The sequence below is a fragment of the Litchfieldia stipae genome (assembly GCF_014837155.1).
GTDB lineage: Bacteria > Bacillota > Bacilli > Bacillales > Bacillaceae_L > Litchfieldia.
In genome coordinates, this window is sequence record NZ_JACYHA010000027.1 from 22,812 (window position 1) to 45,385 (window position 22,574).

The 22,574-nt window shown below is 37.1% G+C and carries 19 protein-coding genes and 4 tRNA genes; all 23 read left to right on the top strand.

The annotated features are described in order from the left end of the window. Positions 1-107 precede the first annotated feature (107 nt). The 23 genes from F7888_RS20190 (at position 108) to F7888_RS20300 (ending at position 22,270) form a co-directional block, all read left to right on the top strand. Complete coding sequence (locus tag F7888_RS20190) at positions 108-1,127, top strand: YkvI family membrane protein (protein WP_191782808.1); 1,020 nt, start codon at positions 108-110, stop codon at positions 1,125-1,127. 55 nt (positions 1,128-1,182) lie between these two features. Next, positions 1,183-2,079 carry a mechanosensitive ion channel family protein gene (locus F7888_RS20195; RefSeq protein ID WP_191782844.1) on the top strand — a complete coding sequence of 299 codons (897 nt, stop codon included), beginning with the start codon at positions 1,183-1,185 and terminating at the stop codon, positions 2,077-2,079. Positions 2,080-2,083: 4 nt separating this feature from the next. Further along, entirely contained in the window at positions 2,084-2,281 is a 198-nt protein-coding gene (locus F7888_RS20200; protein WP_191782811.1) for a DUF951 domain-containing protein, read from the top strand. Positions 2,282-2,349: 68 nt separating this feature from the next. Continuing rightward, a complete protein-coding gene (locus F7888_RS20205; RefSeq protein WP_191782813.1) occupies positions 2,350-4,401 on the top strand; it encodes a molybdopterin-dependent oxidoreductase in 2,052 nt (683 codons plus the stop codon). 218 nt (positions 4,402-4,619) lie between these two features. Continuing rightward, positions 4,620-5,720 carry a redox-regulated ATPase YchF gene (gene ychF / locus F7888_RS20210; RefSeq protein WP_191782816.1) on the top strand — a complete coding sequence of 367 codons (1,101 nt, stop codon included), beginning with the start codon at positions 4,620-4,622 and terminating at the stop codon, positions 5,718-5,720. 193 nt (positions 5,721-5,913) lie between these two features. Beyond that, complete coding sequence (gene rpsF / locus F7888_RS20215) at positions 5,914-6,201, top strand: 30S ribosomal protein S6 (RefSeq protein WP_191782818.1); 288 nt, start codon at positions 5,914-5,916, stop codon at positions 6,199-6,201. A 56-nt stretch (positions 6,202-6,257) separates the two neighbouring features. Next, complete coding sequence (ssb, locus tag F7888_RS20220) at positions 6,258-6,797, top strand: single-stranded DNA-binding protein (RefSeq protein ID WP_191782820.1); 540 nt, start codon at positions 6,258-6,260, stop codon at positions 6,795-6,797. Between the two features lie 36 nt (positions 6,798-6,833). Then, positions 6,834-7,073 carry a 30S ribosomal protein S18 gene (gene rpsR, locus F7888_RS20225; RefSeq protein ID WP_191782822.1) on the top strand — a complete coding sequence of 80 codons (240 nt, stop codon included), beginning with the start codon at positions 6,834-6,836 and terminating at the stop codon, positions 7,071-7,073. 233 nt (positions 7,074-7,306) lie between these two features. Further along, a complete protein-coding gene (locus F7888_RS20230; protein WP_191782824.1) occupies positions 7,307-8,221 on the top strand; it encodes a YybS family protein in 915 nt (304 codons plus the stop codon). Positions 8,222-8,247: 26 nt separating this feature from the next. Continuing rightward, entirely contained in the window at positions 8,248-10,221 is a 1,974-nt protein-coding gene (locus F7888_RS20235; protein WP_191782826.1) for a DHH family phosphoesterase, read from the top strand. After that, the gene (gene rplI, locus F7888_RS20240) at positions 10,218-10,664 is read left to right on the top strand and encodes a 50S ribosomal protein L9 (protein ID WP_191782828.1); all 447 of its coding nucleotides are present in this window, start codon (positions 10,218-10,220) and stop codon (positions 10,662-10,664) included. The genes F7888_RS20235 and rplI overlap by 4 nt, the downstream gene beginning before the upstream one ends. 173 nt (positions 10,665-10,837) lie before the next feature. Next, positions 10,838-12,202 carry a replicative DNA helicase gene (gene dnaB, locus F7888_RS20245; RefSeq protein ID WP_191782830.1) on the top strand — a complete coding sequence of 455 codons (1,365 nt, stop codon included), beginning with the start codon at positions 10,838-10,840 and terminating at the stop codon, positions 12,200-12,202. 314 nt (positions 12,203-12,516) lie between these two features. After that, complete coding sequence (locus F7888_RS20250) at positions 12,517-13,806, top strand: adenylosuccinate synthase (RefSeq protein WP_191782832.1); 1,290 nt, start codon at positions 12,517-12,519, stop codon at positions 13,804-13,806. A gap of 377 nt (positions 13,807-14,183) precedes the next feature. Beyond that, positions 14,184-14,259 (top strand) — tRNA-Lys (locus F7888_RS20255). Between the two features lie 14 nt (positions 14,260-14,273). After that, positions 14,274-14,348: transfer RNA gene (locus F7888_RS20260), tRNA-Glu, on the top strand. Positions 14,349-14,380: 32 nt separating this feature from the next. Then, positions 14,381-14,456: transfer RNA gene (locus tag F7888_RS20265), tRNA-Asp, on the top strand. A gap of 108 nt (positions 14,457-14,564) precedes the next feature. Further along, a tRNA-Phe gene (locus F7888_RS20270) sits at positions 14,565-14,637 on the top strand. 537 nt (positions 14,638-15,174) lie between these two features. Beyond that, positions 15,175-16,623: a M23 family metallopeptidase gene (locus F7888_RS20275; RefSeq protein WP_318246333.1), complete on the top strand. Its 1,449-nt coding sequence runs from the start codon at positions 15,175-15,177 to the stop codon at positions 16,621-16,623. 228 nt (positions 16,624-16,851) lie between these two features. Further along, positions 16,852-17,556 (top strand): response regulator YycF, encoded by a 705-nt coding sequence (yycF, locus tag F7888_RS20280; RefSeq protein ID WP_191782834.1) that lies wholly within the window; start codon positions 16,852-16,854, stop codon positions 17,554-17,556. 9 nt (positions 17,557-17,565) lie between these two features. After that, positions 17,566-19,386 (top strand): cell wall metabolism sensor histidine kinase WalK, encoded by a 1,821-nt coding sequence (gene walK / locus F7888_RS20285; protein ID WP_191782836.1) that lies wholly within the window; start codon positions 17,566-17,568, stop codon positions 19,384-19,386. After that, the gene (locus tag F7888_RS20290) at positions 19,383-20,705 is read left to right on the top strand and encodes a YycH family regulatory protein (protein ID WP_191782838.1); all 1,323 of its coding nucleotides are present in this window, start codon (positions 19,383-19,385) and stop codon (positions 20,703-20,705) included. Before walK ends, F7888_RS20290 begins: the two co-directional genes overlap by 4 nt. Beyond that, on the top strand, positions 20,692-21,468 hold the full coding sequence (locus tag F7888_RS20295; protein ID WP_191782840.1) for a two-component system regulatory protein YycI: 777 nt from the start codon (positions 20,692-20,694) through the stop codon (positions 21,466-21,468). The genes F7888_RS20290 and F7888_RS20295 overlap by 14 nt, the downstream gene beginning before the upstream one ends. A gap of 7 nt (positions 21,469-21,475) precedes the next feature. Continuing rightward, the gene (locus F7888_RS20300; protein WP_191782842.1) at positions 21,476-22,270 is read left to right on the top strand and encodes an MBL fold metallo-hydrolase; all 795 of its coding nucleotides are present in this window, start codon (positions 21,476-21,478) and stop codon (positions 22,268-22,270) included. The last annotated feature ends 304 nt before the right edge of the window (positions 22,271-22,574 follow it).

Below are 22,574 nucleotides of genomic sequence, written 5' to 3' on the forward strand. Positions count from 1 at the left end.
TAACAGTATACGGAAGAAATGTAGTTTCTATACATATGTAAGAGAATATATTTCCTCCTCTTTTAAGGAGATGAAAAAGTTTAATCAAAGAAAATGGAGGGAAGTTTGTGTGGAATTCTGGGTTTAAGTGGATGCTTTTAATCATGGGGACGACCATTGGAGCTGGATATGCTTCGGGAAGAGAGTTATGGCAGTTCTTTGGTGATCAAAGTGGAGTGGCTATTGTATTATTTACGATCATTTTCTCAATTTGTTGCTTTGTTATAATGAAAGTAAGTTACACAGAGCAATCTGAGCACTTTATTCCTGTCCTGCAAAAAATAATAGGGAAAAGGTTAGCTCATGTGTACGATATTTTAATTGTCATCTATTTATTTACGACAACCATCGTTATGTTGGCTGGTGGTGGTGCTACTCTAGAAACCTTTCAAATTCCTTATTGGTTCGGAGTCGTGTTTATTTGTGGACTACTAGTTCTCTTGTTTGTTTGGGGAGTTAAGGGTATGGTTACAATGAATGTGGTTATTCTACCAGTTCTTATCTTAGGACTAATCATTACCTTGCTGCTATTTATTAACTCGAGTGATAACCATTTTACCTTTGATTGGAAAGCTCAGAGTAATTGGCCAGCTGCATTTACATTTACCGCATTAAATATTCTTCCACTTGTTGCTGTCTTATCTGCCGTTGGAAGGGAAATGAAACAGATTGGAGAAGCATGGGTTGCAAGCATTGGAAGTGGGCTGATTTTAGGTGTTATTTCATTTATTTATAATGAATCATTAATACAAGTCGCAGAAGAAATTATGTTATATGAGATTCCGTTGTTTGCGATATTAAAGTATTATCCATATCCAATGCTCGTATTTATGTCATTTTTATTATTTGCAGCCATTTTTACGACAGCAGCTTCAGGAGTATTTGGGATTACAACAAGATTTCGAGAGCTTGTTAAACTTCCGTTATGGTTATGGGCAATTATTGCATTAGTAATCATGATACCATTTACTACATTTGGATTTGCTACACTCGTATCGGTGTTGTATCCAATATATGGAATAGCGAATTTGTATTTACTAACTTCAATATTGTTATATCCAATCATGAATCGCTACAAATTGGATTGAAATATTGGTAAAATAGAATGAAGAACGTGTAGAGAGGTAGATTTCGTTGGAATGGATGATAGAACAATTTGATGATAAGATAATACCTTATTTTTATAATGAAGATTTATGGATTTCATTAGGTATGGGGTTAATCAAGATTATTGCCATTTTAGTTGTTGCTGCACTTATTGTGAGGATAGCAAAGATTGCGATTAGAAATATTTTTAAAGTAAGGGCAAAAGGTCCCTTACAGATGACTGAGAGAAGAGAAGCGACTCTAGTAAAATTATTAGAGAATATCTTGACCTATGTTGTCTACTTCATTGTGATCATTATGATATTAGAAACAATGGATATAGAAATTCGTGCATTACTAGCAGGGGCAGGGATTTTAGGACTTGCTGTTGGTTTCGGGGCACAAAACCTTGTTCGAGATGTCATTACAGGCTTCTTTATTATTTTCGAAGATCAGTTCTCAGTTGGAGATTTTGTTAGAATTGGTCAGTTTGAAGGAGTAGTAGAGGAAATTGGATTAAGAACAACTAAGATTAAAAACTTTACTGGAGAGTTACATATCTTACCTAATGGAAGCATCATTGAAGTTACAAATTTCTCTATCCATAATAGTGTGGCGATTGTTGATGTGAGTATTGCTTATGAAGGTGATATTGTCAAAGCAGAGCGGGTTCTAGAGGAATTATTAGAAGAGCTGCCAAATAAGTATGAAGATATGATTACAACGCCCGAGTTATTAGGTGTTCAAAGCCTTGGCGCATCTGAAGTGGTACTGAGGGTTGTAAGTGAAGTTCAACCAATGCGTCACTTTCATATAGCAAGAATGCTGCGTAAGGAAATTAAAAATCGACTAGATGAGTATGGCATTGAGATTCCTTTCCCTCGTTTAGTGATGTACAGTCGCCAAGATGAAAATAGTCAAAAGAGTTCGGGGAATATCCAGGAAAGGGGATGAGGAGATGGATAAAGAGTTCGATCTATATGATGTTGTTGAAATGAAGAAAGCCCATCCATGTGGACATAATCAATGGAAGATTATCAGAATGGGAATGGATATAAGAATCAGATGTGAAGGGTGCTCACATAGTGTCATGATTCCAAGAAAAGAATTTGCAAGAAAAATGAAGAAGGTATTAGTCAAACATGAGGGTGAATGATTCATTCCTCATGTTTTTTTGTGTTGGTAAAGTATTCTTATTGATTGCAGAAAGTACAGAAGACTTGTATGCTACTTGTAATAAAGAATGTAAGTTTGGGAGAGGTGAAACCATTGGTATCATATAAATCAGCTTGTCCATTGAACTGTTGGGATAATTGTGGTTTCCAAGTAGAAGTAGAGAATGGAAAAGTGAAAAAAATTGACGGAGACCCGGATCATCCAATTACTCAAGGAAAGATCTGTGGCAGAGGGCGAGCGCTTGAAGCACGTGCAAACTCAGATCTGAGACTATTATATCCGTTAAAAAAGATAGATGGTGAATTTCAGCAAATTTCATGGAATCAGGCATTAGATGAGATAGCAAGAAAGATGGACGAGGTAAGAAAGAGCACCGGATCAACCTCTATCCTTCATAGTCATGATTATTCTAATAGCGGTCTTCTTAAAAATATTGATAAACGCTTCTTTAATTGTCTTGGGGGCGTAACTGAATTAACGGGAAGTATTTGTTGGGGTGCTGGGATTGAAGCTCAGACATGGGATTTTGGAAATGCTTTTAGTCATTCTCCAGATGATCTAGCAAATAGTAAAAATATTGTTATTTGGGGCAGGAATGTAGCCAGAACAAATATGCATTTATACCAAAATCTTATTACTGCAAAGAAAAATGGTGCGAATCTGATTGTTATTGATCCTATCTTTAACGCAACAGCAAAAATTGCTCATTCTTATATTAGTGTTAAGCCAGGAATGGATGGAGTCCTTGCTATTGGTATTATGAAAGAAATGATTAGATTAGAGCTTCATGATCGAATGTTTATCGAGCACTATTCAACAGGGTTTTCTGATCTTATCGAGCTTCTAGATTCCATTTCAATTGATGAGATTGAACGATATACGGATGTTTCACGTGAAACATTACTCGAGCTTGCTAGGATATATCATAAAGGGCCAACCTCGACATTTTTAGGATTAGGGATGCAGAGATATGCAAATGGAGGAAATACAATTCGACTGATTGATGCGTTAATAGCTATCAGCGGGAATATTGGTGTTCCTGGGGGTGGAGCTAATTTTGGTCATTTACAGGTAGGTCAAAGCTTTGCCGTAAATCAATTATCTCTTCCTGAACGTAAGAAAGAGCATCGAACGTTTACAATGATGAAGCAAGCAGAAGGAATTCTTGAGGCGGTGGATCCGGAAATCAAAATGGTGTTTGTGACATGTGGAAATCCGTTAACACAAGTGCCAGATACAAATCTTGTTAAAAAGGCCTTTGAATCTGTAGAGACGTTGGTTGTTGTTGAACAATTCATGACAGATACAGCAGAATTGGCTGATTATGTACTGCCAACAACCATGGTGTTTGAAGAAGAGGACCTATATTACTCATCCATGTATCATCATTATGTTAATTATGGTCCACAGTTAGTTTCAGCACCAGGAGAAGCTAAATCAGATTTATGGATTTGGACAGAGCTAGCGAAGAGACTAGGATTTGGTGAGGATTTTAATTATTCAAAAGAAGAATGGATTGAGATGGGATTAGGTGGTCTTCAGGAGAAAGGGATCACATTAGAGAAGTTGAAAGAAATGAACCATCTCCCACTACCAGTAGATGAGATTCCATGGGAAGATTTTCAGTTTGGAACACCAAGTGGGAAGTATGAATTCACTTCACAAACTGCATCATCAAAAGGATTAGATGGGAAATTAAAGCTATTATTTCCTAAGGAATCTTCTTATAGCAATAAAGAGCTTTCTGAGAAATATCCATATACATTATTAACAATCCATCCAATGCGTTCTAACCATTCACAGCACTATCACCTGATTGAAAACCTACAAACCATTAAAATTGAAGTATCTAAAGACATTGCTGAAGAAAAAGGATTAGTAGAAGATGAGGTTGTACGTGTATTTAATGATAGAGGAGAGTTAACCGGAAGAGTACGTATTCTTCCAAAGGCCCATTCGAAAATTGTTAATATTGATGAAGGGCAATGGAGGAAATTTGGTGGTAGTGTAAACCTACTAACACCAAATGGTGAGTCTGACAACAAACAGGGAAGCACATTATACGATTGTCTTGTAGATTTGGAAAAAGTAACTTCATAAAAGAGGATAACTAGGTGTACTCTACACTTATAAGACCTTGATAAAGCTTGTTTTTTTTTCTTTTACTATCTATAATTGTGAAAGGTTAGCTATGAGCGTGATTACATTAGTGATCTAAAAGGGTTCATTTTTCAAGTGATTATTATTTGGAAGATAACTTTTGGTTAAATAAAGTAAAAATAGAGTGACAAGGCTATGTAAAATGAGGAGTGAAGGAAATGGCATTAACAGCTGGAATCGTTGGGCTTCCGAATGTAGGGAAATCAACGCTTTTTAATGCAATTACACAAGCAGGAGCAGAATCTGCAAACTATCCATTCTGTACAATCGATCCTAATGTAGGGATTGTTGAAGTACCAGACGAGCGTCTAAATAAATTGACAGAACTTGTTCAACCGAAGAAAACAGTACCTACAGCATTTGAATTCACAGATATTGCTGGGATTGTTAAAGGGGCAAGTAAAGGAGAGGGACTTGGAAATAAGTTCTTATCTCATATCCGCCAGGTTGATGCGATTTGTCATGTGGTTCGTTGTTTTGCTGATGATAATATTACACATGTATCTGGTAAGGTAGAGCCAATCGATGATATCGAGACAATCAATTTAGAATTAATTTTAGCTGACTTAGAATCTGTTTCTAAGCGTTTAGAGCGAGTAGCGAAGTTAGCAAAGCAAAAGGATAAAGAAGCGTTAGTTGAACACGAAGTACTTGTGATGCTTAAGGAAGCCTTTGAGGATGAAAAGGCTGCTCGTACAGTGGAATTTACTGACGAACAGATGAAGATTGTAAAAGGCTTACACTTACTTACTATTAAGCCTATGCTATATGTTGCAAATGTAAGTGAAGACGATCTAGCGGACTCTTCTTCTAATGAATATGTTGCTAAGGTTCGCGAATTTGCTGCATCTGATAATGCAGAAGTAATCGTGATCTGTGCGAAAATTGAATCTGAGATTGTTGAGCTTGAAGGAGAAGAGAAGGCGATGTTCCTTGAAGAATTAGGAATTGAGGAATCAGGTCTTGATCAACTTATTAAAGCTTCTTATAATCTTCTAGGCTTAGCGACATACTTCACTGCGGGTGTTCAAGAGGTTAGAGCTTGGACCTTTAGAAAAGGAATGAAGGCTCCACAATGTGCAGCGATTATTCATACCGATTTCGAAAGAGGATTTATCCGAGCTGAGACGGTTTCTTATGAAGATTTATTAAATAGTGGATCAATGGCAGCAGCTCGTGAAGCTGGTAAGGTCCGTTTAGAAGGAAAAGAATATATTGTTAAAGACGGAGACGTTATCCACTTCCGTTTCAACGTTTAAACAAATAAAAATGACGATACTAACACTCATATAGAGAGGATGTTGGTATCGTTTTTTTTGTAGACTATAGTCAGAAATAATCGCTATTGCTTATTAGCGATGGGTGTGCTATAATTCTACATTGTGAGTAATTGAAAGATTGCTCCTTGCCCTTTTTGTTTAAGGGCCGTTAGTCCAAAAGGAGGTGAACGAGATGAGAAAATACGAAATTATGTATATCATCCGTCCAAACATTGAAGATGAAGCTAAAAAAGCTCTAGTTGAGCGTTTTAATGGCGTTTTAACTGACAATGGTGCGGAGATTACAAACGTAAAAGAATGGGGTAAACGTCGTTTAGCATATGAAATCAATGATTTCCGCGATGGTTATTACATGATTCTTAACGTAATGTCTAATTCTGCTGCTATCAACGAATTCGATCGTTTAGCGAAGATCAGTGAAGACATTATCCGTCACATCATTGTAAAAATAGAAGAATAATTGTAAGAAAATAGGTTATATTTTCTTTAGAAATATGGTTGAAGGAGTGGGTTCTGATGATGAATCGCGTAATTCTCGTAGGCAGACTTACGAAGGATCCTGAACTACGCTATACCCCAAGTGGAGTAGCTGTAGCAACTTTCACGTTAGCTGTTAACAGAGCATTCACGAATCAGCAAGGTGAACGTGAAGCGGATTTTATAAATTGTGTAGTTTGGCGTAAACCTGCTGAAAATGTTGCTAACTTTTTGAAAAAGGGTAGCTTGGCTGGAGTAGACGGACGAGTTCAAACTCGTAACTACGACGGACAAGATGGTAAACGTGTTTATGTAACTGAAATTTTAGCTGAAAGTGTTCAATTTTTAGAACCAAGAAATGCTAACAATGACGGACAGCGTAGTGGTGGAAGTTCTTACGGTAATCCAGGAGGCTCTTATGGTGGCGGAAATCAAAACCAAGGGCAAGGGTATGGTGGATATGGTCAAGATCAGAACCAACAACGAAACAACAATCAAGGCTTTACAAAAGTCGATAATGATCCATTTGCAAATGATGGACAACCAATTGATATATCAGACGACGACTTACCGTTTTAAGTTGATCGGATAAAAACAGGAAGGAGGAGATTTCTAATGGCAGGTGGACGCAGAGGAGGACGTGCAAAACGTCGTAAGGTTTGTTATTTCACAGCACATGGTATTACACATATCGATTACAAAGAGGTTGACATGTTAAAGAAATTCGTTTCTGAGCGTGGAAAGATTTTACCTCGTCGTGTAACAGGAACAAGCGCTAAGTACCAACGTAAATTAACGATTGCTATCAAACGCGCTCGTCAAATGGCTTTATTACCATATGTTTCTGGTGAATAAGTAAAAAAGCAGTGAGATTTCCTCACTGCTTTTTTTTTATCCTCTAAGCATTTGAGGTTTATCACGTTCTTTATTAGGAAAAAATAGATAGATTGAAATAATAAAGAGGCAGGCCTCGTTTTATTGTACAAATCCTCTTTTCTTGTTTTATGATGATACATAATAGACTCTAATAAGAGGAACGGAGATCCTGTCTAGTAGCTTAGTAGCAAGATCAAGTGAGAGGTGAAAGTATGAAGAAACAGAAATTTGTGGTTGATGGTGGACTCTTTCTTGCCATCTATATTTTACTGTTAATAGGATCAATTTTTCTTCCATTTGTAGGAATCTTTTTAACCTTTTTATTACCGATTCCTTTTATTATTTTTGCTAGTAGGTATAGTATCAAACAGTCTTTACTATTCTTACTTGCAGCCGCAGTATTATCGTTATTGTTTACATCTGTGACTGGTTTAATCTTCGCCTTCATTTTTGGAGTGGGTGGAGTAGTATATGGTACCCTTGTTCAAAAAGGTAGGAAACCATTGGAGGTCATGCTTGGCCTTACAGTTTCATTTATTGTTACTTTTGTGGTTTTCTACATCATTGCTAGTAGTTTGTTTGCTTTTGATTTTTCAGCACTTGTGAAGCAATCTGCTGAGGAATCGATTGAAATGCTAGAGAACTATGCTCCTCAAAATGAAGAGGTGATCCAGCAATTTAATGAGTCATTAGAGTTATTTAACTATTTAGTACCAAGTTTATTAGTGATTACGGCTTTTTTCTTTGCTCTTATTACACAACTCATTTCTTATCCAGTATTGAAAAGAGTCATGAAAGATGCGATCAAGTTTCCGGCGATAAGAGATATCACTATACCGATAAGTATTCTATGGTATTACTTAGTGGTACTCATCCTCATGTATTTTGATATGGAAGTGGGTTCCTTTTATTATATGGCTGTGGTGAATTTGTATTATATTCTCCAATTGTTGATGGTCATTCAAGGGATTTCGTTTGTCTTCTACTTTAGTCATGTAAGAGGGTTACCAAAAATAGTACCAATTATCGTATTGATCATGACACCTTTTTTACTTTCTATTATACGAATCTTAGGTATAATTGACTTAGGGTTCCGATTAAGAAACAAGGTAAAACCAAAAAGCTAGAATTTTGCATAGGGAGCTAAAAAGACATGCCTGACTTTTATAAAAAGAAAGTATTTCGCTATCCAATCTATGCTCTACTTATTGTGACAGGGATTCTCTTAGGGGTGATCCTTTACTATCATTACATTATTGGTATAGCAGGATTTCTGCTCCTTGGTCTCATATTATATTTCCTATATCGAGCTGACAGATTGTTAAATGAAGAAATGGAAACCTACATTTCAACATTATCCTACCGGTTAAAAAAGGTGGGAGAAGAAGCGTTAATGGAAATGCCTATTGGAATCATGCTCTTTAATGAGGAATATACGATTGAATGGACCAATCCATTTATCTCATCATGCTTTGATGAAGATACATTAGTAGGTCAGTCATTGTATAGTGTGGCAGATTCACTCATTCCACTGATTAAACAAGAGGTTGATACCGAAATAATCACATTGTATGATCAAAAGTTCAAAGTGATTATTAAGAGAGAAGAGAGACTTCTTTATTTCTTTGATGTGACGGAACAAACTGAAATCGAGAAATTATACGAGGATGAGCGTACCGTGTTAGGCGTTATTTTCCTGGATAATTACGATGAAGTGACACAAGGAATGGACGATCAAAAGAAAAGTCAAATTAATAGCCAAGTCACCTCAATTCTTAACAACTGGGCAAGTGAGAATGGAGTCTATCTGAAAAGAACGTCTTCTGAACGATTTACAGCTGTATTAAATGAACACATCTTAACACAGCTTGAAAAAGGGAAGTTTACCATCCTTGATGAGGTGAGAGAGCAGACTTCAAAGGATAGCATTCCACTTACGCTGAGCATTGGAATTGGGTCTGGTGTACCATCATTACCAGAGCTTGGTGCATTAGCACAATCAAGTCTAGATCTTGCTCTAGGCCGAGGTGGGGATCAGGTTGCAATCAAGCAGGTTAATGGAAAAGTGAAATTCTTCGGAGGAAAAACCAATCCGATGGAGAAGCGTACAAGAGTCCGAGCACGAGTGATTTCCCACGCGTTGAAGGAGCTCGTGATTGAAAGTGACCAAGTCATTATCATGGGTCATAAATATCCAGATATGGATTCAGTTGGTGCTGCAGTTGGGATCTTAAAGATTGCACAAATGAATCAAAAACAAGCCTATATCGTGTTAAATACAAATGAAATTGACTCAGGCATCTATCGTCTGTTAGATGAAATTAAGGAGCACCCTGAATTATGGGCCCATTTTATCAATCCTGAGCAAGCATTAGAGATGTCTACAGGTGATACATTATTAGTTGTAGTTGATACACACAAGCCATCACTTGTGATTGAAGAAAGATTATTATCAAAGATTGATCATGTTGTCGTTATTGACCATCATCGAAGAGGAGAAGAATTTATTGATTCTCCACTACTTGTATATATGGAACCTTATGCATCATCAACAGCTGAGTTAGTCACTGAGTTGCTTGAATATCAGCCTAAGAAAATGAAAATGAATATGTTAGAGGCTACGATTCTTTTAGCTGGTATTATTGTTGATACGAAAAGTTTTACTTTAAGGACAGGTTCACGAACTTTTGATGCGGCTTCATATCTTAGGACTCAGGGAGCGGATACGGTATTAGCACAAAAGTTTTTGAAAGAGGATATTGACCATTTCAAAAAACGGATCAATCTTATTAACTCTTCATATCTCTATCGAAACGGGATTGTGATTGCAAAAGGTGAAGAGGGTGTTGCTTATGATCAAGTCCTAATTGCTCAAGCGGCAGATACCCTATTGACGATGAGTGAAATTGTTGCATCATTTGTGATTTCAAATCGAAATGACAACTTAGTAGGTATAAGTGCAAGATCTTCTGGTGAAGTGAATGTCCAGGTAATTATGGAGAAGCTTGGTGGGGGTGGGCATTTAACAAATGCAGCCACACAATTACAGCAAGAGAGCATTGAAGAGGTAGAAAAACGTTTACAAGAAGCAATAGATGATTATTTAGAGGGAGGCCAAAAATCATGAAAGTCATTTTTTTAAAGGATGTTAAAGGAAAAGGCAAAAAAGGCGAAGTAAAGAATGTTCCAGATGGTTATGCAAATAACTTTCTATTGAAGCAAGGTCTTGCAGTTGAAGCAACAAATGGGAATGTGAAAACACTTGAAGCAAAGAAGAATAAAGAGAAGCAAGAAGCTGTTGAAGAATTAAATCAGGCGAAGAAATTAAAAGAAACGATCGAAGCACTAACAGTTAAATTAACAGCTAAATCAGGAGATGGTGGTCGCTTATTCGGATCTGTAACAAGCAAACAAATTGCCGATGAATTAGCGAAAACACATAAAATTAAAATCGATAAGCGTAAATTTGATTTACCTGATGGTATTCGTGCATTAGGATTTACAAATGTTTCTGTGAAGCTTCATCCTGAAGTAGTTGCAACAGTTAAGGTGCAAGTCACTGAACAGTAATTACCATTGCAACTTTTTTAAAATAAGATAGAATTAGTAAATGTGATTTTGTTTTTTTAAAACAGGTCACATTTTTCATATAATAGATGAATGAACTGATTCTTATAAACAAATATTGAAACCATTTTATTATAGATTACTAGAAAATAAGACTAAAGGGGAGTGGAGATAATATGAATGAGCTTTTAACCGATCGTATTCCTCCGCAAAATATAGAGGCAGAGCAAGCTGTATTAGGAGCCGTCTTTTTAGAGCCAGCTTCTTTAACCATGGCTTCAGAGGTATTAATACCAGAAGACTTCTACCGTGCTGCCCACCAAAAGATTTATAAAGCGATGCTAACGCTCTCTGATAGGGGAGAGCCTGTTGACTTAATCACAGTGACCTCAGAGCTTGCTGATACTCAGCTACTTGAAGAGGTTGGTGGTGTTTCTTATCTAAGTGATATAGCTAACTCGGTGCCGACAGCTTCTAATATCGAGTACTATGCAAGAATTATTGAAGAGAAGTCGATCTTAAGACGTTTGATTCGTACAGCAACGACGATTGCTCAAGATGGTTTTTCACGAGAAGATGAGGTTGATGCGCTTCTTAATGAAGCTGAAAAAAACATCATGGAAGTAGCACGTCGAAAAAATGCCGGTGCGTTTAAAAATATTAAAGATGTTCTTGTAGAAACGTATGACAATATTGAAACCCTCCATAATCGTATTGGTGATGTCACAGGTATTCCTACAGGCTTCGTTGAGTTAGATAAGATGACAGCTGGTTTCCAGCGAAATGATTTAATTATTGTGGCTGCTCGTCCATCAGTTGGTAAAACAGCCTTCGCTTTGAATATCGCTCAAAACGTTGCAACGAAGACAGATGAGAATGTAGCCATCTTCAGTCTCGAGATGGGAGCTGAGCAGCTGGTTATGCGTATGTTATGTGCTGAAGGAAATATCGATGCACAGCGACTTCGTACAGGCTCTCTTACTGCAGAGGACTGGGGTAAATTAACGATGGCTATGGGAAGCTTGTCGAATTCTGGTATATTCATTGATGATACTCCTGGGATTAAAATTAATGACATTCGATCAAAGTGTCGTCGACTAAAACAGGATTCAGGCTTAGGAATGGTATTGATTGATTATCTACAATTAATTCAAGGGAGCGGAACAAGTAAAGATAACCGTCAGCAAGAGGTATCAGAAATTTCTCGTTCACTTAAAGAGCTTGCTCGTGAATTAAAAGTACCCGTTATTGCCTTATCACAGCTCTCACGTGGAGTGGAGCAACGTCAGGATAAAAGACCAATGATGTCTGATATTCGTGAATCAGGAAGTATTGAGCAGGATGCTGATATTGTTGCCTTCTTATATCGTGATGATTATTATGATAAGGAATCTGAGAATAAAAATATCATTGAAATCATTATTGCAAAGCAACGTAACGGTCCAGTTGGAACCTGTTCATTAGCATTCGTAAAAGAATACAATAAGTTCGTAAATCTAGAGCGGCGATTCGATGACATGAATATGCCACCTGGAGCTTAGAAAAACTACCGAGTCATTGGTAGTTTTTTTGTTTTTAAAATTGTGCAGTAATATCCATTCTTTTGGGAAAAGTAAAGAGGAGAAGGTCCATATTTTGTTGCATTAATATGTCCTACATATGATATATCAATACTATAATGAAAAATAACTGAAGGAAAATGTTCGAAAAATTGTTATATTACGAACAAATAGCTTGTAATATAATTTTAATGTTCGTGTTTTGTTGACACGTTAATGCGTTACTGTTAAACTTACTATGTTTGGTAAAAAGTTCGTTAAAAGATGTATTAGATAATGGTGGAGGTGCCAAAACTATGGCTTCAGTTGTAGTAGTAGGAACACAATGGGGAGATGAAGGAAAGGGCAAGATTACTGACTTCCTTTCTGAGAATGCAGAAGTAATTGCAAGATACCAAGGTGGAAATAATGCAGGTCACACGATCGTATTTAATGGTGAAACATATAAACTACATTTAATTCCTTCAGGTATTTTTTATTCAGATAAGATTTGTGTTATTGGAAACGGAATGGTTGTTGATCCAAAAGCACTTGTTACAGAGTTGAAATACCTACATGACCGTGGTGTAAGTACAGATAACCTAAGAATTAGTAATCGTGCACATGTGATTCTGCCATACCATCTTAAATTAGATGAAGTGGAAGAAGAGCGCAAAGGTGCTAATAAGATTGGTACAACTAAAAAAGGAATCGGACCTGCTTATATGGACAAAGCAGCGAGAGTCGGAATCCGAATGGCTGACCTTCTAGATCGTGAAGCATTTGAAGAAAAGCTTACAATTAACTTAGCTGAGAAGAACCGCTTATTTGAAAAAATGTATGAAGTTGAAGGCTTCAAGATTGAAGATATTCTTGATGAATATTATGAATATGGCCAACAGGTTGCAAAGTATGTAACTGATACATCAGTTGTATTAAATGATGCACTTGATGAAGGACGCCGCGTCTTATTTGAAGGGGCACAAGGGGTTATGTTAGATATTGACCAAGGTACATATCCATTTGTTACATCATCAAACCCAGTAGCGGGTGGAGTTACAATTGGTTCAGGTGTTGGTCCATCAAAGATTAAGCATGTTGTTGGTGTATCTAAGGCATATACTACTCGTGTTGGTGATGGTCCATTCCCGACAGAACTTTCAAATGAGATTGGTGACCGAATTCGTGAGGTTGGTCGTGAATATGGAACAACAACAGGGCGTCCACGTCGTGTAGGTTGGTTTGATAGTGTTGTTGTAAGACATGCACGTCGTGTAAGTGGAATTACAGATTTATCATTGAATTCAATTGATGTGTTAACAGGAATTGAAACATTGAAGATCTGTGTTGCTTATAAATACAACGGCAAAGTGATGGAAGAGTTCCCTGCAAGCCTAAAAATATTGGCACAATGTGAGCCAGTATATGAAGAGCTGCCAGGCTGGACAGAGGATATTACAGGGGTACGTAACTTAAGCGAACTACCTGCTAATGCTCGTCATTACATCGAGAGAGTATCACAATTAACTGGTATTCCATTGTCTGTTTTCTCTGTAGGACCAGATCGTAAACAAACAAATATTGTTCGTAGTGTATACGCAAATTAATTAACAAAAGGAGCTTATAAGGTTGCCCTTGTAAGCTCCTTCTGTTATAGTAGGACAAGTGAGTTTTAAGTTTTTAAAAAAAGACTTGCTTTATATCAGAACTCTATGATATGATAATAAACGTCGCTGAAACAAGATGACAAAAAATGAGGTTCTTCTACAATCTCATATGAACCAAGTATTACTTCAAAATGTAATCATATTTTGAGCCATTAGCTCAGTTGGTAGAGCACGAATGAATATGCTTCACTGAGACTCTACAGAGTACCACTCGAGCTGCTGCTTGCTTAAGCTTCCTGAGAGTGGGACGTCACTAGATGCTCTTTCTATAACACAATAATAAAACCAAGTATTACTTCAAAATGTATTTATATTTTGAGCCATTAGCTCAGTTGGTAGAGCATCTGACTTTTAATCAGAGGGTCGAAGGTTCGAGTCCTTCATGGCTCACCATTTTTACCATTTGTGGCCCGTTGGTCAAGCGGTTAAGACACCGCCCTTTCACGGCGGTAACACGGGTTCGAATCCCGTACGGGTCACCAATTTGTCCTTAGAAAAAATACATAAAGTAAGAGGTCCCGTGGTGTAGCGGTTAACATGCCTGCCTGTCACGCAGGAGATCGCCGGTTCGATCCCGGTCGGGACCGCCATTTTTTTCTACATAAAAGAAGAAACACTGGTAACAATTATCTTTATGATATTGGGATGATCAAGTTTTTGTAACAATTGTCTGTTTTATTATTATCATTTTTAATTATGGCTCGGTAGCTCAGTCGGTAGAGCAATGGACTGAAAATCCATGTGTCGGCGGTTCGATTCCGTCCCGAGCCACTCTAAAAGGGCTGTCCCATAAGTGCATTGCACTAAATATGGGGCAGTTTTTTTATTTTTGTCTGTTTTCTCAAAGTTTGTTGCTTTTGAGTTAAATTAATTGAGAATAGATTTCTAGCAGACTGAATATACGGAGACTCCCGTGGGATACGTGGCCAAAGTGAGACCCCGCAGGAGCCTAAGCGACGAGGAGGCTCACCAGTCATCCCACAGGACGCGGAGTGTATTCAGGCTGCGGGGATTAAAAGCAACAATGTATACGAAACCAGCCTTATTTTTTATAAGAGTATCGACAAATTAAATGTCTTTGTTTAAAAGCGAAATAGTAGCTTTGTTGCAGAATAAGTAAATAAATGTCAGTTATACTACAATTATGTTACATTATTCGTGATAGTATTCTACTATTTACCCATATATGATAAATTAATAGAGTAAAAAATTGAGAGAATTGTCGAATAAACACCCTTTCGCACTACAAGGATAGATCAACGTACATAAATATGTCGGGAAGTAAGCCTTTGTTTAGGAGGAAAGACTGTGGAAAAAGGTACAAGTATGAATTTTATACAATCAATCTCTAATAAGAGACTTATAAAGAAAATAGCGATATCAACGGTTGCGTTCACAACATTAATTATTGGTTCTGCAGTAGCAGATAATCAAATTTCAACAGATTACCATGTATATGTAAATGGTGAGAGAATGGGAACTGTTGATAATGAACAGGTTATAACAAGTCTGATAGATGAAAAGATTTCTAAATTTGAAGAACAGTATAAAGGCAAGGATCTAGAATTTGTTCCAGATGACATTGTTTTTGTACCTGAACATGTCTTTCGTTCAAACGTAAATAATACAGAGACGATTGAAAAAGTTGAATCAGAGCTTCAGATTGTTGCAAAGGCTTCTGCCATTGTTGTTGATGGTGAGCCAGTGGCATATGTAAAGAGTCAAGAAGATGCAGATGAAGCTATTAAACAATATAAGCTTAAATATGTCAGTGAAGAGGATCTCACTGATTTAGAAGCTAGGGAAAAAACTCCTGATACAGAGTTACCAGAACTAAAAGTAGGTGAGTCTCGTATATTAGACGTTTCTATCACTGAAAAAGTTTCATTTTCAGATGAAAAAATTAATCCAACTGATGTTTTATCTGTAAAAGAAGCGGTGAAGCTTTTAGAAAAGGGAACATTAGAGGAGAAAAAGTATAAGGTTCAACCTGGTGATGTTCTAGGTTCTATTGCTGTAGATCATGATTTAACGATGAAAGAGATTCTGAAGTTGAATCCGAAAATTTCTGAGGATGAATTATTACAAATTGATCAAGAAATTCATGTAACAGCATTTAAACCATTATTAACCGTATTAGTGAATATGGAACAATCGAAATCAGTTGAAATAGATTATACAATTAAGACTGAAGAAGATTCTAGTATGTTTAAAGGTGACCAAAAGGTCAAGCAAGAAGGAAAAGAAGGCGAAAAGATTGTTACGTCTTCAATCACCAAGAGCAATGGAGCAACAGTCGAGACGAAGCAGCTTAGTGAAGAAATCATTAGCGAGCCTGTAGATAAGATTGTCTTAAAGGGAACAAAAGTCGTTCCTTCTAGAGGCACTGGTCAGCTTACTTGGCCTGCAGTTGGTGGTTACATCTCAAGTCATGTAGGCTATAGATGGGGACAAATGCATAAAGGAATTGATATTGCACGTCCAAGTGACCGTACAATCAAAGCAGCAGACAATGGAACAGTTGTATCAGCAGGTTATGATGGAGGATATGGGAATAAAGTTGTTATCAACCATAACAATGGTTTAAGAACAGTATATGCTCACCTTTCGTCTATTTCCGTTAGCGTTGGACAAACCGTTTCACAAGGTCAGAAAATTGGTGTGATGGGATCTACAGGTAATTCCACTGGTGTCCACTTACACTTTGAAGTATACAAAAATGGTAATCTACAAAATCCAATGGATTACTTGAAGTAAAAAGCAAAACCTCTAGTACTAGGCTAGAGGTTTTTGTTTACCATCATAAATAAGAACAAACCTACATTAGACCCTCTAGTTTGAAAGCTAGAGGTTTTTTAAATCAATTTGAGAATGACTTATGGTAATGGGTGAATTAACAGAGGCTTTTTGGTAAAGTAGAGATAGCGTAATGTTACTGAACATGTTTACCTTTAAGGCAATCTCATAAAAAAGGAGATCAGAGAGATGGATAAAGTGATTTTGGTTGTTGATGATGAAAAACCAATTGCAGATATTTTACAATTTAATCTTCAAAAAGAAGGATATAAAGTGATTTGTGCGTATGACGGGCAAAAAGCGATTGAAAAAGTGGAGGAAGTGAAGCCTGATTTAATTTTATTAGATATCATGCTTCCTTTTAAAGATGGAATGGAAGTATGTAGAGAGGTCAGAAAGAAGTATGATATGCCAATTATCATGCTAACTGCGAAGGATTCTGAAATTGATAAGGTGCTTGGCCTTGAGCTTGGCGCTGATGATTATGTAACAAAGCCTTTCAGTACTAGAGAGTTATTAGCTCGTGTGAAGGCGAATCTAAGACGTAGTAATCATAAGACAGAGGCTGATGAGGACCAGACAAATGAAATCGTCGTGGGTTCACTTGTGATTCATCCAGATGCCTATGTTGTATCTAAAAGAGGGGAAATGATTGAATTAACGCATCGAGAATTCGAGCTTCTTCATTACCTATCAAAGCATTTAGGGCAAGTGATGACAAGGGAACATTTGCTTCAAACGGTTTGGGGATATGATTACTTCGGAGATGTACGGACAGTCGATGTAACTGTTAGACGTCTTAGAGAAAAAATTGAAGATAGCCCAAGTCACCCAACTTGGATTGTGACTAGAAGAGGTGTAGGTTATTACCTTCGCAATCCCGAGCAGGAGTAATCAGATTACATGAGAAAAATGAGATTCTTTCGATCGATTCATTTTAAATTTGCTCTAATTTATGTATTACTGATCCTCATTGCGATGCAAATTATTGGGGTATATTTCCTAGGGAAATTAGAAACACAGCTTGTTGAAAATTATCAAATCTCTATAAATGAACGGGTGAATTTACTCGCTTATAATCTTGAACAAGAAGTGAAAAAAGAAAGAGAAGAAGAGTCTACAACGATTGAATCTGATATCCGAATTCTCTTAGATGATTTTGTATCAGAGGATATTAAAGAAGTGATCTTCTATGATAATAAGAGTAGAGTACTAGGGACATCAAGTCCATATAATCAAAACATCATTGGCCGAAGAACGACAGAGCTGCTTGTGAAGCGAACTCTGCTGGGAGTTGGTGACAAAAAGATTCAATTGGAAGAAACAACGAACCAACGATTATATGTTTCCTATATTCCAGTAAGATCGAATAATGAAGTTATAGGTGTCATTAAACTAACAGCGTGGTTAGAAAATGTTTATGAAGACATCAAGGAGATTAATGATATCTTCGTTACGGGAACAGGAATTGCGATGTTAATTACAGCATTATTAGGGATTCTTGTCGCACAAACTATTACAAGGCCTATAACTGCGATGAAAAAACATGCGATTGATCTCACAAAAGGAAATTTCTCGAAAAAGGTAAAGGTCTATGGTCATGATGAAATAGGACAGCTGGCGATGACCTTTAACAATCTGACAAGAAAACTGAAGGATGCTCAAGCGACGACAGAAAGTGAGCGTCGAAAGCTAACCTCAGTCTTAACTCATATGACTGATGGTGTGATTGCAACAGATAAGAGAGGACGCGTCATATTAATCAATGATCCTGCGTTAAGTATGCTGAATGTTTCACGTGAAACAGCCTTTAATAAACCAATTTTATCGTTGCTTAATTTAGAGGAAAAATATTCTCTTGATGATCTTAATAATGACTTAGATGCGGTAGTCCTTGATTTTAGCACAGAGAAGAAGCCATATATTCTGAAAATCAATTTCTCTACGATTCAAAAAGAATCAGGTACGACAAATGGTATTATCGCTGTTCTCTATGATATTACTGAACAGGAGAAGATTGATCAGGAGAGAAGAGAGTTTGTTGCGAATGTGTCGCATGAACTAAGAACACCATTAACGACAATGAAAAGTTATCTTGAGGCGTTAGCAGATGGTGCTTGGACGGATAAAGATATTGCTCCTCAGTTTATTGATGTAACACAAACAGAAACTGAGCGAATGATTCGATTGGTTAATGATTTGCTACAGCTTTCAAAGCTTGATAGCAAGGACTACCGATTAACAAAGGACTGGGTAGAGTTTTCTTCGTTCTTCCATAAAGTCATTGATCGTTTTGAGATGACTAAAAATCAAGATGTTCACTTTAATCGTCGTTTTCCAAATGATCCAGTCTATATTGAAATGGATAAAGATAAAATCACCCAAGTATTAGATAACATCATTTCAAATGCGCTTAAATATTCACCTGAGGGTGGAGAGGTAACATTTCATTTAGTTGAGTACGAAGATAAGATTGAGGTTCAAATTAAGGATGATGGAGTTGGAATTCCGAAAGAAAACCTAAGCCAGATTTTCGAGCGTTTTTATCGTGTGGATAAAGCACGAACAAGAAAGCTTGGAGGGACTGGTCTAGGGTTAGCCATTGCGAAAGAAATGATTGAAGCACATGGCGGAAAGATTTGGGCGAAGAGTAATGAAGGGGCAGGTACAACAATCTATTTTACCTTACCTATTGATCAAGAAATAGAGGATGACTGGTCATGAGTTATGAGTCAATAAAATCATTCGTGCTTACTATTCTAGTCTTAGTCAGTATTTTGCTAACGTGGGCGTTATGGACGTACCAGCCAGAATACGAAACGATTGATAATACGAATATTGTCAACAATGTGCCAATTAGTAATTCTAGGGATCTTTCGAGTTTGATTAAACCTACCAAAATTTTGTTCCATACGAGTGGAACACATTATGGTACGATAGAAGAAACAGAGATTAATTCGATAATCAAAGAAGTGAGCAATTGGGAGTTCTCTGAGTTAACTAATATCTCAGGTTCTCTTTCGACAAATGGATTTTCTCCTTTTTTAAAAGAGGATGGACATGTGGAAATTCTCTTTGTGGATGAGATTCCATTAACCATTTATCGAGCGATGTTCCAATTTAGTGATCAAGAATTTCCAACAATAACCTTTGATCGAATGATTGTTAATATGAATACGGCTGCTGAAGATTATGGGATTGTCTATTTTGTGTCAGGAAGAGATATGAAGGTATTCGAAGCGAAGGTTAATCGTGAATCAATCCGGGATTTCGAGCAATATGTCAATCAATCAACTAACTATCCAGAATACTTCCCATATCATGTGACAGAAACGAAATCTATTTTTCTACCTGTCCAAACGACAACTATGAATAGTGTGCAATACTACACGGATTATTTAGATCCAGAAATGTTCAAGGATGCGCTCTTTACTGATCCTAGCATTGTTAAAAAGCACAACTTAACCTATGGTGAAGAATATACGGATGGTTCAAGATTACTAAGAGTGAGTACTGGCAGACAAACATTTCAGTATATTAATCCTGTCAATAACACTGAAACTGACTCCATTGGTGTTTCTGAATTAATAAGAAGTAGCATCGACTTTATTAATGATCATGGAGGATGGACTGATCGATATCGCTATTTCACGACGGATAAATATGAACAGAGAACGGTATTCCGTTTGTATATTAATAACTATCCTGTCTTTAATAAGAGTGGTTTAACAGAGATCCATCAAGTATGGAATAAAAATGAGGTATTACGATATCAACGTCCACTACTTGTGTTAGAAATTCCGATTCCTTCCTCTCCAATCGACCTGCCTCGAGGTGAAACGGTTGTGGAGATGCTTAAGGAGCAGGAAGGCTTTGATCCACTCTTATTAGGAGATATTACCATTGGTTATGAACTAATTGAAAATCAAGAGAAAACAAATGTTGCAACCCTTGTACCGATATGGAGCTATTTTTACGATGGTCGATGGAGAAAGCTAGAATTTAAGCAGGATACAGGAGGGAATGTAGGTGGATTGGAGTAAAACAAAGACGATATTTATCATTACATTCCTGATTCTTAATTTGTTCTTAGCCTTTCAATTTATCGAGAAACGAGATCGAAGTGAATTAGATATTATTTCAGAAGCTAGTATTGAGGAGCAATTAGAGGTTGAGCAAATTACGTATGATGAGTTACCGAAGGAACCAAAAGAAGGTAGTTATATCAGTGGCAAGCCAAAGTTCTTCACAGAAGCAGATGTGCAGCAAATGAAGGGGCAGGAAGTGAATATTGATAGTCCTGCTCTTCTTCAGTCGAAATTAGTTGAACCGATTACCTTAACGGAAGCGAATCTCACTACGAAGCTGCAGCAGTTTTTGAAGGACTATGTGCTAAATGGTGAGTTATATACGATCTGGGAAGTGGATCAAGAAGGAAGTATTGTGTTTTTTCAGCAATATGAAAATAAAGTGTTTTTCAATGAAGCTAGTAATATAAGTGGGTTGCTCGTTGTTGATTTGAATGAAAATAGTGAGATTGTTTCATATAAACAGACCATGCTAGTTGATTTTGAAGAATATGATCAAAAGGAAATTCTTCCGGCTATACGGGCAATTGAAAACTTATATGAAAATGGACATTTAAAGTCAGGTAGTCATGTAACGAAGATTGAGCTTGGTTATTATCCTCTTGTTCAATTATCGGAATCTCAAATCTTAGCCCCGACATGGCATATTGCTGTGGACGAGAAGACTGATTACTACGTGAATGCCTTTGAGGGACAAATTTTAGAAATTATGGAGTGATTGTATTATGAGTTTGCATTTTAGTGTACTGGCAAGTGGTAGTACAGGAAATGCGTTCTATGTGGGAACGGACAAGCACTCCCTATTAGTGGATGCAGGTTTAAGTGGAAAACAGATGGAGCTATTATTTAAAGGAATTGATCGAAGTGTCAGAGATTTATCAGGCATATTAGTCACACATGAGCATAGTGATCATATTAAAGGCCTTGGTGTTCTAGCTAGAAAGTACAAATTACCTGTGTATGCAAATGAGAAGACGTGGAAAGCAATGGAGAAGAACATTGGGGAGATTCCACTTGATCAAAAGTTTATATTTGATATGAACACGGTGAAATCATTTGGTGGATTAGATGTAGAATCGTTTGGTGTGTCACATGATGCTGCTGAGCCTATGTTCTACGTCTTTCATCATGAAGGCAAGAAAATTGCTTTAATTACAGATACAGGATACGTGAGTGACCGAATGAAGGGTACCATTTCCAATGCGGATGTGTATGTGTTTGAAAGTAATCATGATGTGGAAATGCTGAGAATGGGACATTACCCATGGAGTATTAAGCGTCGTATTCTAAGTGATGTTGGGCATGTATCGAATGAAGATGCTGCACTAGCGATGACTGAGGTCATTGGAGATCGGACAAAACGGATTTATTTAGCTCATTTAAGCACGGATAACAATATGAAGGACTTAGCAAAGATGGCTGTAGCACAAACCATTGAAAGTAAGGGCTTTGTGATTGGTGACCAGTTTGACCTGTATGACACAGACCCAAAAGTACCAACGAAGCTAGCATATGTTTAAGTCATAAATACTGAAAAAAATGGGACCACTTGTGAAGTGGTCTTTATTTGAATTTAGGATGTACAATTTATTATAATTATTTTTAGAGAAAAAAACTAAGCTGTTTTCTTTTTGAGTCATGCTTATACAACCGCAGCCTGAATACACTCCGCGTCCGGCGGGGTGTCTGGTGAGCCTCCTCGTCGCCTTAGCTGAGGCCACTGAAAAACTATCGTTTTTTGATAACTTTAATTTCCAAAGAAAAAAACAAGCCTTTTTTTCTCAAATAAGATCAAAAAGGCTTGTTTTAAAGGGGGAATTCCCC

Excerpts from the sequence above, each read along its gene's own strand:
- F7888_RS20195 (WP_191782844.1), top strand. The coding sequence starts at position 1,183 with ATGATAGAACAATTTGATGATAAGATAATACCTTATTTTTATAATGAA.
- F7888_RS20200 (WP_191782811.1), top strand. The coding sequence starts at position 2,084 with ATGGATAAAGAGTTCGATCTATATGATGTTGTTGAAATGAAGAAAGCC.
- F7888_RS20205 (WP_191782813.1), top strand. The coding sequence starts at position 2,350 with ATGCTACTTGTAATAAAGAATGTAAGTTTGGGAGAGGTGAAACCATTG.
- ychF (WP_191782816.1), top strand. The coding sequence starts at position 4,620 with ATGGCATTAACAGCTGGAATCGTTGGGCTTCCGAATGTAGGGAAATCA.
- rpsF (WP_191782818.1), top strand. The coding sequence starts at position 5,914 with ATGAGAAAATACGAAATTATGTATATCATCCGTCCAAACATTGAAGAT.
- ssb (WP_191782820.1), top strand. The coding sequence starts at position 6,258 with ATGATGAATCGCGTAATTCTCGTAGGCAGACTTACGAAGGATCCTGAA.
- rpsR (WP_191782822.1), top strand. The coding sequence starts at position 6,834 with ATGGCAGGTGGACGCAGAGGAGGACGTGCAAAACGTCGTAAGGTTTGT.
- F7888_RS20230 (WP_191782824.1), top strand. The coding sequence starts at position 7,307 with ATGAAGAAACAGAAATTTGTGGTTGATGGTGGACTCTTTCTTGCCATC.
- F7888_RS20235 (WP_191782826.1), top strand. The coding sequence starts at position 8,248 with ATGCCTGACTTTTATAAAAAGAAAGTATTTCGCTATCCAATCTATGCT.
- rplI (WP_191782828.1), top strand. The coding sequence starts at position 10,218 with ATGAAAGTCATTTTTTTAAAGGATGTTAAAGGAAAAGGCAAAAAAGGC.
- dnaB (WP_191782830.1), top strand. The coding sequence starts at position 10,838 with ATGAATGAGCTTTTAACCGATCGTATTCCTCCGCAAAATATAGAGGCA.
- F7888_RS20250 (WP_191782832.1), top strand. The coding sequence starts at position 12,517 with ATGGCTTCAGTTGTAGTAGTAGGAACACAATGGGGAGATGAAGGAAAG.
- yycF (WP_191782834.1), top strand. The coding sequence starts at position 16,852 with ATGGATAAAGTGATTTTGGTTGTTGATGATGAAAAACCAATTGCAGAT.
- walK (WP_191782836.1), top strand. The coding sequence starts at position 17,566 with ATGAGAAAAATGAGATTCTTTCGATCGATTCATTTTAAATTTGCTCTA.
- F7888_RS20290 (WP_191782838.1), top strand. The coding sequence starts at position 19,383 with ATGAGTTATGAGTCAATAAAATCATTCGTGCTTACTATTCTAGTCTTA.
- F7888_RS20300 (WP_191782842.1), top strand. The coding sequence starts at position 21,476 with ATGAGTTTGCATTTTAGTGTACTGGCAAGTGGTAGTACAGGAAATGCG.